Raw genomic sequence first — 18,477 nt, 5'->3', positions numbered from 1 at the left:
CAGCTGCGCTTATTCGCCGCGAAATAGATAGCTGTTTTCGGAGCGCTAACGAATCATAGACACGTTATTCCCTCATTTACTTGCCGAGTTGAGCTTTTTGATGCCAAATAACGCCGTTGGGGTTCGTTAGCGCTTGTAAGGAGTGACTTCCGGGCAAATAAGGATGCTGAGATTCGTTAGCCGTTCTCTGCTACTTTTACAACGAAATATGCAATTCCGCTGCAACGCCGCGAATATAATCCGCTGCTTGCTGGTATTCCTCATTGGTGCGCAGATGCTCAATCATGAGCGGGGTATCGGGATGCAGCTTGTGCAGCTCCGTCAAGAAGGCCTTGTAATCAAGCATCCCCTGACCTGGAATAACCTCGTCGAGGTGAACGGTTAAGTGGCTGCGCAGCAGAATGTCCTTGGCGTGACAATTTCGAATATAGGGTCCGAGCTTGCTGAAGAAGTCTCGAATGATATCACCGGTCCGGTAGTACGTCCTCGGGCTGCTGATAATATTCACGGGATCGAAGTGAACGCCGAAGCCTTGGCGGTCGACCGCCTTGATTAACTCAAGATAGGTATCGGCTGAGTCCGGGAAAACCCACGGCATCATCTCGAGCGCAAATACCGTCCGCTGCGGCTTCACCGCATCAATAATGTCCCGCACGGTCTCTACAATTAGCTCAAAGGTATCCTCGTTGAAATTGTCCGGGTGCGGTCCATCCCATTGCTCACCACGCGATCCTGCAATCGTGACGCATACGCCTGCTCCTATGCGCTCCGCGAGCTCCAGCCTCCTTCGGCAATAGGCAATGGCTTCCCGTCTAGTCTGCTCGTTCGGGCTGATCGGATTGCTCCAAGCTCCCACTTCGGAGATGACAATATCCTGCTCTCTTGCTGCCTTCATATAGAGGTCGAGCTCGGACAGTTGGTCTTCTCGATCAATTGGGCACGTCGCCGCTCGGAAGCCAGCCTGCTTATGCGCCTTCGCCCAGCTCTCCGGATTTTTCTCCTGTAGAAAAACTTGTCCGCCTAGCCGCATCGCTCATCCCATCCTTTGAGACCCATAGTTATTAGCGCCAGTATATCATAATGGAGTTGTTGTTATTTCCTTTATTTGGTCCACAAGGATAACTAAACTAGATGACGAATAAGAGCTAGATGACGTATAAGGAGGTGGCCGGAGCTCCGTTATTGGATCCAAGGCCGCTGGCATTATGAAGGCCGCTCGTGGACGGCTGTTCCGGGGGCGTTCATTTTCGAACCACCAGGCGACATCCATACATTGATTTCGGAGGATGAAGAAGTGGTGGCCTTATTTATTCTAAGCGGCTCGCTGCAGTATTTTGACGAGGAGAATCAGATTGTGGGGCAGGACGATGTCTACACGGTATTGGAGAAGTATCAAAAATATTGCCTCCAGCATGGAATTCCAGCTAGAGATGACCTGATCTACTAATAATGAGATGGATTATGAGAGGATGGTTTCCCTAATGGCAGGATTACTCGGCAACAACATCATCACGCAAATCGGCATTCTCGTACATGATATTGAAAAAGTAAGCCAAACTTACGCCGACTTCTTCGGCATCGACAAGCCGCCAATCATCATCACCGACACAGCAGATAAGGCACAGACCCAGTTCAACGGCGAACCAAGCGAAGCGCGTGCGAAGCTGGCATTCTTCAACATGGGCTCGCTCCAATTGGAGCTGATTGAGCCGGATGAGCATCCTAGCACTTGGCGGAATTATTTGAATGAACATGGCGAGGGACCGCATCATATTGCTTTTGTCATTGAGGGGATGAAGGAAAAGGTCGCACTGCTCGAGAGTCGAGGCTTCCCGCTGGAGCAAAAGGGTGAATATACCGGTGGGCGTTACGCGTACATGAACACGATTCCTCAGTTGAAGGTGCTTGTCGAACTGCTCGAAAACGACAAATAAGGAGGTTACTCGTCGATGTCGATGAACGTACTTATTACAGGCGCAAGCCGTGGACTTGGCTACGAAATGGCAGCAGAGGCGCTGAAGCGAGGGCATTCCGTTATCGCAGGTGTGCGAGATGTGGACGTGCCAGGCAAGCTGGCGGAGCTCCGTTTAGAATATGGAAAGCGAATTATGATCGCTCGGTTGGACGTAACTGACGAAGCGAGCATCACTGCTCTTGCGGACCTTTTGAAGCAGGAAGGGCGGACGCTTGGCGCCATCGTCAACAACGCTGCCATTCTGAATGCGCGCGACACGCATATTGAAGAGCTCGATATGAGCGATGTGATTGAGTCCTTCGATGTGAATGTGTACGGGCCGATGCGGGTCGTGAAGCATTTTCTGCCTTTATTGACGGAGGAGAATGCGGCACTCATTAACGTATCGTCGGAAGCAGGCAGCCTGACCAACGCTTATCCCGGCGACTACCCGTACGCGATCTCGAAGACGGCGCTCAACATGTTCACGCTGCAGCTGCACAGCTACTTGAAAGGTCGCGGCGTGCTTGTGCTCAGCATCCACCCCGGCTGGATGTTCACCGACATGGGCGGCAAGCAAGCGCCAACCGACCCGCGCGACAGCGCGCATGGCATCTTCGATCTAATCGAGCGGCGCATCGAAACGGACAGCCAGTGGCAGTTCGTTGATTATAGGGGCCAGACGATGTTGATATGAGAAAAAGCCTCGCAATCCGCTGGTTTCGGCGGAATGCGGGGCTTTTGTTGTTTGGTGGCGGCAGGGGGTGGTTGGTTGTCCCTACGTCAATTTCGAAGTTGAGAGAGCATACATGATCTCTCGGAAACGAAAGCAGGCTGTCGGTCTGTGAGCCAATGTGCCGTTAGACGGTGATTCCGTGGTTCAGCGAGCCAGTTTGCCGTGAATCAGTAGGTCAATGAGCCAGTGAGCCTTGAACCAGTCTGCAGGTTATTCTGTGGTTCAGCGAGCCATGAGCCAGTGTGCCGCGGTTCGGTGAGTCAGTGACCGGGAGCAGCTGTCCAATCTAACCCTTCGCACGCTCATCCCCGCTCCAGAGCTCCTGGAATGTGGCGTTTGAGAGCAGCAGCTGCTCGGCGGTGCCCTCCGCTTCGATACGGCCATCCTTCATGACGATAATATGATCGGCATGCGTCAATGCCGCTCGGCGGTGCGAGACGACGAGGCAGGTCGCGTCGCCCCTGCTCTTGAACAGCCGCTCCCACAGCTTCTGCTCCGTCTCGACATCGAGCGCGCTCGACAGATCGTCGAACACATACAGCTGCGCATCGCGCACGAGCATGCGCGCTGCCGCCGTCCGCTGCATCTGGCCACCGGATAGCTTCACGCCGCGTGGGCCGATCATCGTCTCCAGCCCATGCTGGAGATGCTCGATATCGTACTCCATCACTGCAGCGTGGATCGCTTGCTCAAGAGAGCCATTCTCTTCCCGCTGCCCGAGCAAAATATTGTTGCGCAGCGTGTCGCTATACATCCGCGGAATTTGCGCGGAGTACGCGCTCTGCGCCGGCGTGAAGAACGTAGCCGGGTCTTCGACAACCCGGCCGTTCCACTTGATCGTCCCCTCATCCTTCGGCAGCAGGCCGAGCAGCGTACGGACGAGCGTCGTCTTGCCGGAGCCGATCGTGCCCGTCACAACCGTGAACGAGCCGCCCTTCAGCTGCAGCCGTACATCTTCGATGCCCCGGCCCGTCTCCGGGAACCGGTAAGACAAGCCGGTCACTTCCAAAGCACGAAGCGGCGGAGCATCATTAGCTGCAGGTGCAGCTGCGGAAGCAGACGAGCCACGCCCCACAGAGGACTCCCTCCCTTCGATCAAATACAGCGTATCCTTCAGCGTCAGCAGCTTCGCCGGCGCGCCTTGCAGCAGCGCCATCAGCCGGTCCAGCGCAACACCCATCTGCTTGAAGTGCGTAATAAACGTACCGACATTCGTAATAATGCTCGTAATGAACGTCAAATAGTAGACGAATAGCGAGAAGTCGCCAATCGTAAACGAGCCGGACTGCATCTTCTGGCCTGCGACCAGCAGAATAAGTCCCGTCCCCAAATTGACCGTGTTCGTAAAGATGGCATCGAGCACCTGGCCCATCATCTTATCCTTTAGCATCGTGCGGCGGCGGTCGTCATTGAACTTCCTGAAGCGCTCAATAACACGCTCTTCCGCGCCTGCCACTTGAATCGCCTGCACATTGCTGAACATCTCGCTAATTGCGCCGGTTACACGCGAGGTTGACTCTCGGCTGGCAGCCCGATACTTCTGCAGACGCGAAGTCGACAGCTGCGCAACCGTCACCACAACGACAAGCGGCAGGAACACAAGCAGCGTCATCTGCAAATCAATGCCGACAAGAATATAGCTCGACACTGCCGCGAAGCAGGTTAAGCCGAACACGTCGACAGACCAGCTTGCCGCCTCCTCCGACTGGTCGACATCGTCGCGGAAGTGGCTGATCGCCTCGCCTGGGGAAACAGGAATGGAACGAGCGCCAGGCTGCTTCAGAATATGCTGCAGCAGATTACGGCGCAGCATCATTCCCATACGGAAGCGGAAATTCACGTCGGTAATGAAGCCGACGAAGAGCACCATTACGCGCGCGGCCGATGCGCCTAGCAACAGCGCAATAATGCCCCAAGTGCCAAGTTTCAGCGAATCGCTGCCGGTGAGCGAGTCGAAAAACTCTTTTGTAATAAGACCCGGCACGATCGGCACCAAATAAATAATCGTCCAAGCTAGCGCGTTAAACACATAAAGCGTTGTCCGGTATGTAATAAGCCGGATTAAGTATTGAAAAGTCGTCATACGAGCACCTCCTCAAGCCCTGTCGCTAGCATCGTGCTGAACCGCGACGTAGGATCGGTGGCGAGCGCCGTCCGGCTGCCATATTCGATGACGCGACCATTTTCCAAAATGAGGATCTTATCCGCACGCTGCACGGTTGCGAGGCGGTGCGCGATAATGATGCAGGAACGATTCGCGAGCAGCTTGCTAATGGCTTCTTCAATTCGCTGCTCCGTTAGCGGATCGAGCCGTGATGAAGCTTCATCCATAATAACGAGCCCTGGATCGGTTAAGAACACCCTTGCAAAAGCAAGCAGCTGCGCCTCGCCTGCTGACAAAGAACCGCCGCCCGAAGCGAGCCGCGTTTCAAGCCCTTCAGGCATCGACGCATACCAGCTCGATAGACCAAGCTGCTCGAGTACTTCCACAATCCTCTCATCGCGAATGGATTCATCGTAGAACGTCAAGTTATCCCTTATGGTTCCTTCAATAATCTCGATGTTCTGCGTGACGAGCGTCACTCGCTTGCGCAGCTGACTCAGCTTTAACTTCCGAATGTCCGTATCCCCTAGCGAAATCGCGCCTTCCTGCGGATCATAGAACCGAAGCAGCAGCCGAGCCAGCGTCGACTTCCCGCTGCCCGTCCGCCCGAGCAGCCCGAGCACTTCGCCCGGTTGGAGCTGAAGCGCCAAGCTGTCCAGCGTCGGTTCCCCATCGCCATCCTCATAGCGGAACGTGACATCGTCAAACTTCACGGCAAGAGATCCTGCCGGTAGTGTCGCACCGGGACCGTCCACAATCGCGGAACGTGTCTCGAACAAGGCACGAATACGGGTAATACTCGCATCGGCTTTTTGCAGATCCTCCATTTGAGTTCGGATCTTCTCAATTGGTTTGGCCAGCAGCTCTGTATAATAGAAGATCAAATAAACGGTACCAATTGTAATTGAGCCCTGCCTCCACAAATACGCGCTAATCGCGAACGCCATCGCATTGCCGAATGCAAACACGACAATCGTCGTGCTCCACATGGAGGCAAAGCCGAGGAACGCTTTAATCCGCAGCGGCAGCATGACGCGCAGCATCGCATAGAAACGGCCCATCACATAGCCTGAAGCGCCATTCGCACGGATATCCTCCGTCCCTTCCAGCTGCTCGCCGATAAAGCCGTACAGCTCCGCATTCGCCTGCCGCCACTTCGTCCAGAGCGGCGATGCGAGCCCCCGGATACGCTGAATGACGAATATCGCAGCTATCACGAATAAGGTCATCCCCGTCCCGATCAGCCAGCTTTCCCGAAATAGCAGCACGAGAATGCCGATCATGAGCAGCGCATTCCCGAGAAGGTTAATAATCATGCTTGAGAAGAAATTCGCCAGTGCGTTCACATCACCGTCGACCCGCTCGATAATGGCACCGGATGTTTGGGACTTGTGAAAGGGCATATCCAGAGACAAGCAGTGTGCGGCCAGATCGCCGCGAAGCACATTCGTCGTCTTCCACCCGACATTCTCGCTGAAATACGTCGCAACCACCGACACAATTCCTTGAATCACCGAGAAGCCGATAAACAAGCAAGCGGCCAGGAGCAGCGGCTGGAGGTCAGCCTCCGACTGTGCCTTATCAATGAAGAAGCGAATGATTTGCGGATTGACGAGCTGCAGCGCAGTCGAGAGAATCAGCAGCACGGTAAGTCCAATAAGCGTTCGTTTCTGCGGCAGCAGATAGCGCCTGAGCAGCTCGCCGTAATGCCCCCGCGAGACTGTGCGCTTCTCACTAGTCAATTGAAGCCCTCCTTTTTAATAGAACAAAGGCCGCCCCATCCTTCTCCTTAAAGAGACGATGAAGCGGCCTTATCATCATGACAGCTATACGCCGAGAGCTTCCTTCAGCTTATCCGGCGAGCGGTCCCACCACTCCGGATTGTTCGAGACAAGCAGGTTCTTAAGTGCCTGCTTCTCTTCCACGCCAAGCTCATCGAGTACAAAACGGCGTTTGATCGCATAGTCGAGATTGTTCACATGCTGCGCAAGAATCTTCCATCCTCTGCGCGCCTCGGTATCGATCAGCATCGGACATGCTGTCGCCCCTGCGTAGCTTGCGCCCTCCTCGGTACGATCAACAGCTACCCAAACGATCCAGCACAAGCGGCCGTTCGGCACATCTTCCTTGTTCGCGCTGAACTTGATGCCACGTTCCACTTTGCTTTTGGCATGCATCGCACCTACATCAATGTACGCCTCGCCGTTATCAATAATGACACAGGACACCGCACTCAGGTCGATTGTCCCCGCTCCAAATCCTTTATGTTCCTTGTTGCTCACCACGTTCAAGGCAAGAGATTTCTTCTCTTTCTTCTCCGGCGGCTGCTGCGTATTATCTTGTTCGCTCACGACACTTCTCAACTCCCCTTCAAGCCTGCCCTTACTTACTCACAAGCCCCTTAATTCCACGTCCGGCGCGGCTTCACGCGCCTGTCCGCACATTAATTCCATTTTAGCTAATAATCTCGGAAAAGCAAACATATACATGCCTTAGATGCTTGTCAACGGGAGGGAATGTTTCAATGAATCTGGGTCGCGCCAAACGATTTCTACTCTTTGCCCTCGCCGCCGTGCTGATTGGGTTAACGGTACAGCAAGGGTCCGGGGATGCTTGGGTCTCGCAGTATATATACGCCTCCGCTCCTGCTAAAAAAGAACCGCCACCAAAGCCGGTAGCTCCGCCAGCTGTGCAAGAGCCCGATATTGTGATGCAGCCGAAGCCGGTTGCGCTGAGTAAACGGGTAACGGAATATCACATTGATGTGAATCTCCAGGAAGATGCGCATATGCTCACCGGCGAGCAGACCGTCACTTGGACAAACCCTGGCCGGCTGCAGGTGTCCGAGCTGTACTTCCACTTGTATCCGAATGCCTTCCGCTCCAAAGACACGACGTTCATGCGGGAGTCCGGCGGCCAGCTTCGTAACGATAAAGCGACTGTGGACAGTGTCGGCTACATGAACCTGCTGTCGCTCGAAACAACCGAAGGGTATAGCCTGCTGCCGCGCCTCCACTATATCCAGCCCGATGACGGCAATACGAATGACTTAACACTGGCCAAGCTTCGCTTGCCCGCTGCGGTCGCTCCCGGCAAAAGCGTGACGCTGCGAATGAAGTTCGAGGTGAAGCTGCCTGAAGTGTTCGCACGCATGGGGTATGCGGGCAACTTCGTGATGGCGGGGCAGTGGTTCCCCAAGCTTGCCGTATACGAAACAGCAGGCACACGCGGACGAGCCGCAGATGGATGGAATATTCACCAGTATCACGGAAACTCGGAGTTTTATAGTGATTTTGGTATCTACAGTGTCAAAATCAACGTGCCGAGCAGCTACAAGGTAGCGGCCACCGGCTTCCAGACCAAAGCATCCGTCGTCGCAGACGGACGCAAGACGTACCAGTTCTACGCCGATGACGTGCATGACTTCGGCTGGTCGGCATCGCCGGACTTCGTGTATGCCGAAGAGCCATTCTCGACGGAGGGCGTGCCTGGCGTACGCATTAAGCTATACCTTGATCCGCAGCATGCGAAATTCAAAGACCGCTACATGCACGCGGCGAAGTCCGCGCTCGCCAAGTACGCGCAGTGGTACGGCGCTTACCCGTACTCCACGCTCTCGATCGTCGTACCGCCGAAGGGCGGCAACGGTGCAGGCGGCATGGAATATCCGACGCTGATCACCGCTTTCGCTGCGGAGAACGACAATCCAGGCTATGATTTGGAGCGGACCGTCGTCCACGAGATTGGGCATCAATACTGGTATGGCATGGTCGCCTCCAACGAGTTCGAGGAAGCTTGGCTCGACGAAGGGTTCACGTCCTATGCAGAGGACAAAGTGATGGAGAGCGAGTACGGCGTGGAGCCGAACTTGCCGGTGGAATCGAGCTATATGACTGATCCTGCGCCGCTGAAGCAGCTATCGTGGTCGTATCACAGCAACAATCACTATGCCGAAAATGTGTACATGCGCGCCAAACTCGTCCTCTATGGAATCGAGAAACAGGTTGGTGCTCAGACGATGCGCAAAATCATGCGCACCTACTTCCAGAAATATAAATTCAAGCATCCGTCGACCGCCGACTTCCAGAAGGTCGTCGAGACGGTTACGAAGAAAAAGTGGAACGATTACTTCAGCCACTTCGTCTACGGCAGCGATATGTCCGACTACGCCGTCGCTTCCATTCATGTACGTCCCGTCAAGCAGGATGGCAAGACGCTGTACGAATCGGTTGTACTCATCAAGAAGACAGGCGGCAGCTTTGGCCCTGTGACGGTGGTGTTCCAGTTTGCCGACGGTACCATCATGCCGAAAGTATGGGATGGTCAAGAGGACCACATCCAGTACAAACTGGTTCATTCCGCGAAGCTCGTCTGGGCGGCGGTGGACCCGCAGCATGACAACGTGCTCGACAATAAGCATATCAATAACTTTATGAAAGCCGATCTGACCGAGAAGACCCGCACCCGTTGGAGCGTCGGAATCACCAAGCTGCTCGAGACGATATTCGCCGCACTCGCTTGGTAACGCCTTACTATGAAGGAGGTGAGCAGGAGTGAAAGCACATATAAAGCAAGGCTGGCGCCTAGCAATCAAGCACTTCTATATTATTATTATGCTGTTTCTGTACGAGCTGATCTGGGGCTTCTTCCTCTACCGCACCATCGAAGGAATTGTGGTGCCTGTCCTAAAGCGGTTCCCCGATACGTACAGCAGCGGCAGCCACGCCGTCCAGCTGTTCATGACCGAGGCTCAGTTTCAGCTGCTCAAGACGGATCTCATCCAGCCATACGCCTGGCTGTTCTGCGGACTGCTGGCCGGGCGGATGATCATCACCCCATTCCTCAACGCCGGCCTGTTCCATTCGCTGCATCATATGACTGATGAGGCCGGAACGAAGTTTCTAAGCGGCATTCGAAAAGTGTGGAAGCCAGTCGCCCTGCTCTATCTCATCGAAACCGCGCTTACCCTTCTCCCTGCCATCTGGCTGCTGCCGCGCGCACTAACGAAGCTGCTCGCTAGCAATTCGCTGCTCGAATTCGCCCAGCAAGCAGGTCCGTGGGCGGCCGGTTGGCTGGCATGGGCGGTGCTCATCCACCTTCTCTTCCTCACCATGCAGTTCGGCGCCGCCAGCGGCACCGGTACACTCCGCTCGCTATGGGGCGGAATCGTAAACTTCCTGCCTTTTGCAGGTATCTCGCTGCTTATGTGGGGTATCGGCGCCCTGCTTAGCATGACGGTCGCTTCGGTATCCATGATGTGGGCGGGACTGTTCGCACTCGTCCTCCACCAAGGCTATCAGATGATGCGCACCATTATGAAGGTGTGGACGGTAGCCGCCCAGTACGATGTGTGGCAATCGAAGCAAGCTTGAGGCATAGCGGGTAATCAATATGGAGTAAGGGGCTGCGACCTATTGTCGCGGTCCCTTTTTTTGCATGTCACTGAAAGCGTTTGAACCGACACCTGTGTCGCCGCCCTCATATTTTTCTACAAGACAGTTCTCGCCATAAATTTCTCTAATTCGTTGCAGGAGGAATATATGCCTATTAACCGCTCAATCGCAGGCCCACCAACGAATTAGACGTCAAAAAGGTTGCATTCTAATAATTTTAATTTGTGAACAACTTGTGAACTTGGAAGGAGAACCGAGAAAATGATCGAATACTTTTTCCTCGAAAAGAAAATTTTGCCGAATTCCCTTTCATGGGAAACGGGGGAACCATTCTGGGTGAATTGATCCCGACATTCGCAAGGGCTTAGCAAGACGCGAATGCCAGAGGTGATCATAGGGAGCCTTCAACCGAACCCCACAGCTAACCTCGCAGGCACCGGAAGGAGTTTCCTGTTTTGAAAAAAATTTCCGCACTACTGATCGCTCTCGCGATGCTGCTATTATTCCAAGTTGGAAGCGTTTTTGCAGAATCCAAAATGGAAGGTGTCATCAATGATGTGATCGGCACCCCGTATTCCTACACGGGAACAACGACGAAAGGGTTCGACTGCTCCGGATTTACCATGTATGTGTACGGTAAACTGGGCGTCAGCATACCACATGCATCCCGTTCGCAAGCACAGCTCGGCAAGAAAATCGCGAAAGCAGATTTGATTGCGGGCGATCTCGTATTTTTCAATACGACTGGCAAAGGAATCTCGCATGTCGGCATCTACGTTGGAGATGGCAAGTTTGCACACGCATCTTCGAGCAAAGGTGTTACGATTAGTGCACTAGGTGATTCCTACTATTCAAAACGCTATGTAACTGCACGCCGCGTTATGAGCCCGCAAACGTATGAGAAATACGCTGACGAGCCGTCAGATGAACCAGGCGATGGAGACTCCGATTAATTTAGTACCTGCTAGCAAAAAACGAGTTCACCTCAGTTGAGGCGAGCTCGTTTTTTGTTTATGCTGTCGCTTGCTGACCGCTGACTGAGCGCTGACGACTACTTGCCAACTGGCCCACGCAGGGCTAACGGACCGGAGAAGAAATAACGCAATTGGGTTCCGTTAGCAGCTCAGCGTTTAACGTCTTGCAGGTTCTAGTTAGCGGCGTTTATAGCGGACCCACCAGAACGTGCGGCCGACCTGGACATCGAGCGCGATGCCAATCGGAGCGAAGAGATCATACAGCTCCACAGGTGTCGCGCAGCCCTCACTACGGCGATCAGCCATCACAACCGTTGCGCCGGTCGCAAGCCTCGAGTGCCAGTTCTGAAGGAACTGCGCCCGTTGCTGCGGCGATAGTTCCCCTAGGCAGAAACAAGCAAGTCCAGCGTCGAATGTCTCCGCGACAGCAGCTAGCTCTTCTTGCCGGATCGCCTTCGATACCGGCGTCGTGAGCCTTGGCGAACGCGGTCCCGCAACCCGTAGCACCCGCCTGCCCGCAAGCGTATCCGTCATTGCATACTCCAGCTTCCTCCACTCTACTCTGCGCTTCTCTAAGCTGTCTCGCCATCCTGACATAGGGCAGATACCTCCCGATCTTATTTGGCTGATGGCTACTTTTATAAATTCTATGTCGAATGATCCAGAAACTGACCGGATATTTTTTAGGCGCAGCGGCTTCAAAGCCGACTAAAGAGGAATCAATTGACAAAAGATGAATAGTAGGATGATAGAATGGGAGAAACAGGATTAGAACAAGTGATTTAGAACAAGTGATTAAGAACAAGTGATTAAGAACAAGTGATTAAGAACAAGTGATTAAGAACAAGTGATTAAGAACAAGTGATTAAGAACAAGTGATTAAGAACAAGTGATTAAGAACAAGTGATTAAGAACAAGTGATTAAGAACAAGTGATTAAACGGCAAAGGAGCTTCGCGATGCTACCTCCCTTCGCTTCGGCAGGGTTTCACCATACATTAGCCGGCTGGTTCTCGCACAGCTTCGGCGAGCCTACCCCCGTTCAGCTGGACGCATGGGCTTCGATTATGCAAGACCAGCATACGCTGATTGCTGCGCCGACAGGTTCTGGTAAGACGCTTGCGGCGCTGTTACCGTGCATCAATCGGATTGCACTGGCGAAGGAAGATGCTGCTGCGCGCAGTGTCAGTCTAGCGCCAGGCGTACGAGTGCTCTATATTACGCCGCTTAAAGCGCTGAACAATGATATTCATCACCATCTCGTCGGTTTCATGGATGAGATTGAGCGCTTTGCTGGTGAGCAGGGCCGGGATTGGCCCTCCATCCGCTCCGCTGTTCGTACGGGCGACACTCCGCCCGGTGAACGGGTGCGCATGGCGAAGAGACCGCCGGACGTCCTAGTGACGACGCCGGAGTCGCTCTATTTGCTGCTGACCTCGGACAAAGGACGAGGGATGCTCGGCACGGTCGAGACGGTAATTGTCGACGAGATACATAGCCTTGCCAGCGACAAGCGCGGCGCGCATCTATCGCTGTCGCTTGAGCGGCTGACCGCGCTCGCGGCGAGGCCGGTGCAGCGCATCGGTGTATCGGCGACGCAAAAACCGCTGTCGCGCGTAGCCCGGTTCTTGGGCGGCTGGGAGCCGCGGGGATTAGGCGCGGCTCGAGCGGCGACGCCGCTACGAGTGGAGCCCGGTGGAGCATCGGGCTCCGAAGCACTGGGCACGGTGATCGGCGATGCGGTGCCGGGCGGGCGTGAAGAGCGGCTTGCGCATCCACTGAGTTATGCGCAACGGCCTGTCGTCATCGTCGAGAGCGCGATGACGAAGCAGATGCAGGTCCGCGTTACGATGCCGGACCTGAGCCGCCCTGCGCGCACACGCGACGGTGTGTGGCAGCCCATCATCGAGAGGATGATGGCGCTGATGGACGGCGCGCGCTCCGCGCTCCTGTTCGTGAACAGCCGCCGCATGTGCGAGCGGCTCGTGCTGCGGCTGAACGAGCACGCCGGCTATGAGATGGCGCGCGCCCATCACGGCAGTCTCGCGCGCGAGCGGCGGCTTGAAGTCGAGCGGATGCTGAAGGCGGGCGAGCTGCGCTGCCTCGTCGCTACCTCCTCGCTCGAGCTCGGTATTGACGTTGGCCACGTCGACCTCGTTATTCAAGTCGACTCGCCAAAAGCCGCAGCAGCCGGCATTCAGCGCATCGGGCGCGCAGGCCATTCTGTCGGCGACGTCAGCCGCGGCTTTATCGTTGCAAGGCAGCGAAGCGAACTGCCAGAAGCGGCAGTGATCTGCCGCGACATTGCACGGCGCGACATTGAAGCGATTGTCCTGCCGCATGAGCCGCTCGATGTGCTGTCGCAGCATATGACCTCGATGGTCGCTGCCGCAGATATGTCGGTGGGCGAATTGCATAAGCTCATCGCTGGCAGCGAATGCTACCGGACTTTTCCGCGCGAGCGGTTGGAAGCAGCGCTGAAGGTGCTGACGGGATTTTACCCTTTTGCCCGCCCGCTCATGGATTGGGACCGCAGCGCAGATCGGCTGCATAAACGCGCCAATACGGCAATGGCTGCCATAACAGGCGCAGGCACAATACCGTCAACCTCCGCCTATCCGGTTCATCATCTGGACAGCCGCAGCCTGCTGGGTGAACTCGATGAAGAATATATTTCAGAAAGCCGCGTCGGCGACGTCTTCCAGCTCGGCACTAGCTCGTGGATGATCAGTCGCATCGACAATGACCGTGTATATGTCAAAGAAGCACCGAACCGCTTCAGTGAAATTCCGTTCTGGAACGCGGAGGCGAGCAGCCGAAGTTATGAGATCGGCATCCAGCTCGGCGAGTTTCTGGAGGAACTGTCGACGGTACGGCTTGCGCTCCAATTGGATGATGAGCAACAAGCTTGGGAACGTGAGCAGGCTACAATGGCTTGGCTCGATACGGAATATGGGCTTGACTCCTATGCTGCTTCTGAGCTGATTGATCTCATTCGCGCACAGCACCGGGCGCTTGGTATCCCGACATCTCGGCGCATCATTATTGAACACTACCGGGATCTCATGAATCAGACCCGGATCATTATTCATAATCCGTATGGGCGGCGTCTGAACCGGACTTGGCTGTTGGCTATTCAGCGGCATTTTGAGCGCCTACTCCCCTATGGTGTCTACGGCAACGCCAAAGACAACGGCATTGAGCTGGTTGTGCCGGAATGGAACGCTTCATGGCTCCAGACGCTGTGGCAGATCACCGCGGGCAGCCTAGAATCGCTGCTTACAGAGGCGATTACGGGTTCTCCGTTGCTCGCGATAGCTTTTCGCCGGATTGCAGAGACGTCGCTGCTGCTCTCGCGCAGCTTTACACGGACACCGATGTGGCAAAAGCGGTTTCGCTGCGAGGAGCTGCTGAAGCAGTCGCTCCCTTACGCGGATCAATTCCCCTACTTGCAGGAAGCGATGCGGGAATGTTTGCATGAGTACCTCGATACGAAGGGCCTCAAGCAGATGCTCGAAGGAATTGCTTCTGGAGATATTGAGGTTATGGTTAAGGAATCGCAGGCACCTTCGCCTTTTGCCGTACAGTTTCTGGCCGACTATGCCAACTCCTTGCTGTATGAGGGCGACGGGCTTAGCGAGGCGACCCAGTTGCAGCTGCTTAGCGTCAGCAAATCACTCGCGGGTGAGTTGTTCGGCGAGGATGCCGTTCAGCGGGCGGTCGATCCTGAAATTGCACGGGCGGAGCAGGACCGGCTCGAAGCCGGCCAGCTCATTCCAGCGAACGCCGATGAGCTGTACACGCTGCTGAAGCGGCGTGGCGACATGAGCGTGGACGAGCTTATTGCTATCGCGGGCGGCGGCGAGGTCGATGAGTGGTTACGACTGCTGGCGGCGAGTGATCGTGTTGCGCTGCTGCCACTGGCCGATGGCGTAGAGCGCTGGATTTGTGCCGAGGAACGCGAGCTGTACGCCGAGTTCCCTCAGAGCGAGCGGGCCATCGCCTTCGTGGCCGGGCGCTTCGCGGAGAATCGGATTTCGTTCACCGAAGCGGAGCTGCGGGAACGGTATCCGCGTTTGTCTGTGAGCGACGCGGCGCATGTCGCCGACGTGCTGCTCGCGCTTGACCGGACTGAGATAGCGCCGTTCGCCGAGAGCGGTGAGGAGCGGATATGGACGAGCCGTCAAGTGGCGAAGCGGCTCATTCGATTAACACTAGAGCAGGCGCGCAAGCAGGCAGAACCGGTTGACCCCATCCGCTGGTGCGCGCATATGTCCTCGCTCCAGCATGCCTTATCCGGCACGCAGCTTAGCGGCATTGACGGCTTGCGTATCGTCATTGAACGGCTGCAGGGCTTCTTCCTCCCTGCCTCGCACTGGGAAGCGCTCATCTTTCCAGCCCGCGTAACTGGCTACCGGAAAGAGGATCTGGATCTGCTATGCGCATCAGGCGAAGTGATCTGGCTCGGACGCAAGGAAGAATCGGAGAAAGAAGGCAAAATCGCCTTCTTCCTTACCGAGTCGAAGCCGCTGTATGCGCCGATCATTGCGCAATCCGGCGCAGCTTGGATTGCGTCAGGCACGAAGCACCCGCAGCTGCTTGGGCTGCTACAGAATGGCGGCGCCAGCTTCCTGACGCGGCTTAGTCGCGACTATGGCAAAGTACCTTCCGAGCTGCTGGAGGAACTGCTCGAGCTCGTCTGGGAAGGCGCGGTCTCCAACGACCAGTTCGCACCGCTGCGCCTGCAGCTGCTCACGAAGGGCAAACAGCTCGCACGGACCGGATCTGGCCTTGGGCGCTGGTACTCGACCGGCTCACTCGCCGATCCATCAGGCGACGATGCAGCAATGGGCGGCAGCGCCCACCGCCCGACCACAGCCGGCAGTACGCCGCGCAGTGCCGCTGAGGCGTCCGTCCACCTAGTCAGCGAGGCTCACGCTAACGAAAACTCTGGCAACATTGCCGCCCAGACGCTAGGCGCCGCCGAGCTGCGCGCTGTTACGTCCGACCTGTCGGAGTCGGCGCTGCACTGGACGCAGCATCTGCTGGACAGCTTCGGCATCGTGTCCAAAGAGCTTGTGCAGCAGCTGTCCCCTTTCAGCTGGGATGAGCTGCTCCAAGTGCTCAAGCAGCTTGAGCAATGGGGTGTCGTCACGCGCGGCTTGCTCGTGCAGGGCGTGCAGACGCTGCAATTTGCAAGGCGTGAGCATATTGACGCGGTCCGCCAGCCGATGATCAACCTGGAGAGCGACACGATTACGGTGCTTTCCTCGACCGATCCCGCCAATCCATTCGGCCTCGCCTCCGGTTGGCCTTCCGCTGGCAAAGCTACTAGCTTCGCTCGCAAAAGCGGCAACTTCCTCGTTCTCCAACATGGACGCTGGCGCTACTGGTTGGAGAACAACGGACGAAACATAGTGGAGCTTCCTCAGGCTAGCAGCGGCGATAGCTCCAACAGCGGAGATTCAGATTGGCCCGCAGCAGAAGCAGACCATGCAGCTCCGCTGAAGGATATCTTCCGCACGCTGCTTCGCCAACAGAAGCTGAGTAAGATTAGGATCGAACGTTGGAACGGTGAGCCCATCATCGAATCCGCAGCCGCAGAGACATTGCGGGCGTTGGGTGCCGAGCGCGACAATCGCTCGCTCGTCTTGTGGCCGAGTAATCTGCGATAAATGAGAAGAACCCGCGCTGCGAAGTGCGGGTTCTTTTTTTCACCGTACGCCATCGCTAACGGAACTCGATAGCCTTATTTGGTCCGAAATACAGACTGAATTTCTGTAACGGACCCTAGAAGCGTTATTCAGCACAAAAGTGCTTCTGCTCGATTTCTCGCCCAATAAGCGCTTTACGTTCCGTTACAGGTGGAGGTGGTTGTGGGCGCATACTGTTTGGCGGTGGGCGGAGAACAGGCGGGGATTGGCGGGGACTGGTCGGCGGTTGTCGAGGACCGGTCGACGGTGGGCAGCACCTCAATAACTCTCTTTCCCTATCGTCCCCCATTCCCAATTATGGTATGGTGGAGACAGTCTGTTACGCATTCCAGTAACCCCAGTGAGGAGAAATAAAATGTTACGGCTTGTCATCTTAGGCTGCATCGCCTATCTGATTACCGGGCTCGGCCAGCTTGTCATCGGCTCAGTCATGGAACCAATGGTCCATGCTTACGGCATTGAATACAGCGACGGCGGTCAGCTCGTTATGCACCAATTCCTGGGCGGCATGGTGGGCATTCTGTTCGCGCCATGGCTCATTGACAAACGCGGTAAAAAGTTCGTGCTGCTGCTTTCCATCGCCTTTATCATCATTCCTGAATTTCTGTACTCTCTGCTCCCGCCATGGGGCATCATGCTGACAATCGCTCCTTTTGCCGGAATAGGCCTTGGCATGACGGAAGCGGTCGTCGGCTCGCTCATCATCGGCTACTCGGGGGCGAAAGCCAACACGGCAATGAGCCGCGTCGAAACGTTCTTCGGCGTTGGTGCGCTGCTCATTCCTTTCGCTGGCGCAGCGCTGATTCAAGCAGGGCTTTGGAAGCTATCTTTCAGCTTCGTCGGCATCCTCTCTGCCATAACATTCGTACTATGGCTGATCTGGTGGCCAAAGCTGCTCGACCGTCCAGCTGCAGAAACAACGGCAGCGGCAGAAACAGCTGCCGCTGCTAGTCACGACATGCAAGCGTCCGCGGGCAACAAGAAGACCTCGAAAGCACAGATGCGCATCATTCTCGCCTCCTGCGCGCTGTTCTTCTTCGTCTACGTCGGGCTGGAGATGAGCTATATCAACTACCTGCCTTCACTGCTAGTGAACACGAACGGCTTGCCCGAATCGTCGGCGACACTCGCCATCAGCTTGTTCTGGGGCGCTATGGTCATTGGGCGGCTAATCTCCGGCCAAATTGCGGACCGAATCGGCGGTTCGATGTACCTGATCGTCACCTGCTTCGTCTCTGCGATTCTGTTCGTGCTGATGACCGTATTTACAGGTGTATTATCTGCGTTCTTGCTTGCTTTTGCCGTCGGCTTCATGATGTCTGGCATGTTCGCGATAGCGCTCGTCTTCGCCAATCGGGCGACGCCCGGCATGACTGAAAGGACGACCAGCCTGCTCATGGCATGCGGCGGTATTGGCGGCGGGCTGCTGCCAAAAGGGGCCGGCTGGTTTCTTGATCAGCACGGACCTGATTCGGTGCGTTGGTTGTTCGCCGGCACAGCGCTGCTCTTGCTGGCAGTCATTCTATGGGCGTCTGCTTCTGCTCGCAACCATGCTTCCACAGCAAGTAACACACAATCAATCGCTCAAACCTTTCACTAAAAA

The 18,477-nt window shown here is 55.6% G+C and carries 13 protein-coding genes and 1 riboswitch; of the genes, 8 read left to right on the top strand and 5 right to left on the bottom strand.

Annotated features, from left to right (window positions below):
* Positions 1–196: 196 nt before the first annotated feature.
* Entirely contained in the window at positions 197–1,030 is an 834-nt protein-coding gene (locus tag BMY11_RS23655) for a sugar phosphate isomerase/epimerase family protein (protein ID WP_090582007.1), read from the bottom strand.
* Between the two features lie 126 nt (positions 1,031–1,156).
* Here BMY11_RS23655 and BMY11_RS23650 point away from each other — a divergent pair, with 126 nt between their 5' ends.
* The 3 genes from BMY11_RS23650 to BMY11_RS23640 are packed head-to-tail and all read left to right on the top strand — an operon-like array spanning position 1,157 to position 2,651.
* Positions 1,157–1,447, top strand: a complete 291-nt coding sequence (locus BMY11_RS23650) for an AraC family ligand binding domain-containing protein (RefSeq protein ID WP_143069335.1) — start codon at positions 1,157–1,159, stop codon at positions 1,445–1,447.
* Between the two features lie 34 nt (positions 1,448–1,481).
* Positions 1,482–1,934: a VOC family protein gene (locus BMY11_RS23645; protein WP_090582005.1), complete on the top strand. Its 453-nt coding sequence runs from the start codon at positions 1,482–1,484 to the stop codon at positions 1,932–1,934.
* Positions 1,935–1,949: 15 nt separating this feature from the next.
* Positions 1,950–2,651 (top strand): SDR family oxidoreductase, encoded by a 702-nt coding sequence (locus BMY11_RS23640; RefSeq protein ID WP_371262924.1) that lies wholly within the window; start codon positions 1,950–1,952, stop codon positions 2,649–2,651.
* A gap of 325 nt (positions 2,652–2,976) precedes the next feature.
* Here the strand turns inward: BMY11_RS23640 and BMY11_RS23635 are convergent, their stop codons facing one another.
* The 3 genes from BMY11_RS23635 to BMY11_RS23625 form a co-directional block, all read right to left on the bottom strand.
* Complete coding sequence (locus BMY11_RS23635; protein ID WP_090582002.1) at positions 2,977–4,773, bottom strand: ABC transporter ATP-binding protein; 1,797 nt, start codon at positions 4,771–4,773, stop codon at positions 2,977–2,979.
* Complete coding sequence (locus BMY11_RS23630; RefSeq protein ID WP_256217739.1) at positions 4,770–6,536, bottom strand: ABC transporter ATP-binding protein; 1,767 nt, start codon at positions 6,534–6,536, stop codon at positions 4,770–4,772. Before BMY11_RS23630 ends, BMY11_RS23635 begins: the two co-directional genes overlap by 4 nt.
* An 84-nt stretch (positions 6,537–6,620) precedes the next feature.
* Complete coding sequence (locus BMY11_RS23625) at positions 6,621–7,145, bottom strand: YwhD family protein (protein WP_090582000.1); 525 nt, start codon at positions 7,143–7,145, stop codon at positions 6,621–6,623.
* A 173-nt stretch (positions 7,146–7,318) separates the two neighbouring features.
* Here BMY11_RS23625 and BMY11_RS23620 point away from each other — a divergent pair, with 173 nt between their 5' ends.
* The 3 genes from BMY11_RS23620 to BMY11_RS23610 all read left to right on the top strand — a co-directional run bounded on the left by BMY11_RS23620 (position 7,319) and on the right by BMY11_RS23610 (position 11,140).
* The gene (locus BMY11_RS23620; protein WP_090581999.1) at positions 7,319–9,319 is read left to right on the top strand and encodes a M1 family metallopeptidase; all 2,001 of its coding nucleotides are present in this window, start codon (positions 7,319–7,321) and stop codon (positions 9,317–9,319) included.
* Between the two features lie 28 nt (positions 9,320–9,347).
* The gene (locus BMY11_RS23615; RefSeq protein ID WP_090581997.1) at positions 9,348–10,166 is read left to right on the top strand and encodes a hypothetical protein; all 819 of its coding nucleotides are present in this window, start codon (positions 9,348–9,350) and stop codon (positions 10,164–10,166) included.
* A gap of 306 nt (positions 10,167–10,472) precedes the next feature.
* Positions 10,473–10,638, top strand: a riboswitch (cyclic di-AMP (ydaO/yuaA leader).
* A 4-nt stretch (positions 10,639–10,642) separates the two neighbouring features.
* Positions 10,643–11,140, top strand: a complete 498-nt coding sequence (locus BMY11_RS23610; RefSeq protein ID WP_256217738.1) for a C40 family peptidase — start codon at positions 10,643–10,645, stop codon at positions 11,138–11,140.
* Positions 11,141–11,338: 198 nt separating this feature from the next.
* On the opposite strand, the gene BMY11_RS23605 is transcribed toward BMY11_RS23610, so the two are convergent.
* A complete protein-coding gene (locus BMY11_RS23605; protein ID WP_090581995.1) occupies positions 11,339–11,758 on the bottom strand; it encodes a hypothetical protein in 420 nt (139 codons plus the stop codon).
* A 361-nt stretch (positions 11,759–12,119) separates the two neighbouring features.
* On the opposite strand from BMY11_RS23605, the gene BMY11_RS23600 reads away from it, so the two are divergent.
* Positions 12,120–16,835: a DEAD/DEAH box helicase gene (locus BMY11_RS23600; protein WP_090581993.1), complete on the top strand. Its 4,716-nt coding sequence runs from the start codon at positions 12,120–12,122 to the stop codon at positions 16,833–16,835.
* Between the two features lie 394 nt (positions 16,836–17,229).
* The gene (locus BMY11_RS23595; RefSeq protein ID WP_090581991.1) at positions 17,230–18,474 is read left to right on the top strand and encodes an MFS transporter; all 1,245 of its coding nucleotides are present in this window, start codon (positions 17,230–17,232) and stop codon (positions 18,472–18,474) included.
* Positions 18,475–18,477 lie beyond the last annotated feature (3 nt).

The organism is Paenibacillus sp. OV219 (assembly GCF_900110075.1).
In the GTDB taxonomy this organism is placed as follows: Bacteria; Bacillota; Bacilli; order Paenibacillales; family Paenibacillaceae; genus Paenibacillus_Z.
The sequence above is the reverse complement of the archived record's forward strand: the minus strand, read 5'-3'. Positions and strand labels throughout refer to the sequence as shown.

What these genes read in the sequence shown, in the direction of transcription:
- BMY11_RS23655 (WP_090582007.1), bottom strand. Translation starts at nt 1,030, where the DNA reads ATGCGGCTAGGCGGACAAGTTTTTCTACAGGAGAAAAATCCGGAGAGC.
- BMY11_RS23645 (WP_090582005.1), top strand. Translation starts at nt 1,482, where the DNA reads ATGGCAGGATTACTCGGCAACAACATCATCACGCAAATCGGCATTCTC.
- BMY11_RS23600 (WP_090581993.1), top strand. Translation starts at nt 12,120, where the DNA reads ATGCTACCTCCCTTCGCTTCGGCAGGGTTTCACCATACATTAGCCGGC.
- BMY11_RS23640 (WP_371262924.1), top strand. Translation starts at nt 1,950, where the DNA reads ATGTCGATGAACGTACTTATTACAGGCGCAAGCCGTGGACTTGGCTAC.
- BMY11_RS23620 (WP_090581999.1), top strand. Translation starts at nt 7,319, where the DNA reads ATGAATCTGGGTCGCGCCAAACGATTTCTACTCTTTGCCCTCGCCGCC.
- BMY11_RS23605 (WP_090581995.1), bottom strand. Translation starts at nt 11,758, where the DNA reads ATGTCAGGATGGCGAGACAGCTTAGAGAAGCGCAGAGTAGAGTGGAGG.
- BMY11_RS23635 (WP_090582002.1), bottom strand. Translation starts at nt 4,773, where the DNA reads ATGACGACTTTTCAATACTTAATCCGGCTTATTACATACCGGACAACG.
- BMY11_RS23595 (WP_090581991.1), top strand. Translation starts at nt 17,230, where the DNA reads ATGTTACGGCTTGTCATCTTAGGCTGCATCGCCTATCTGATTACCGGG.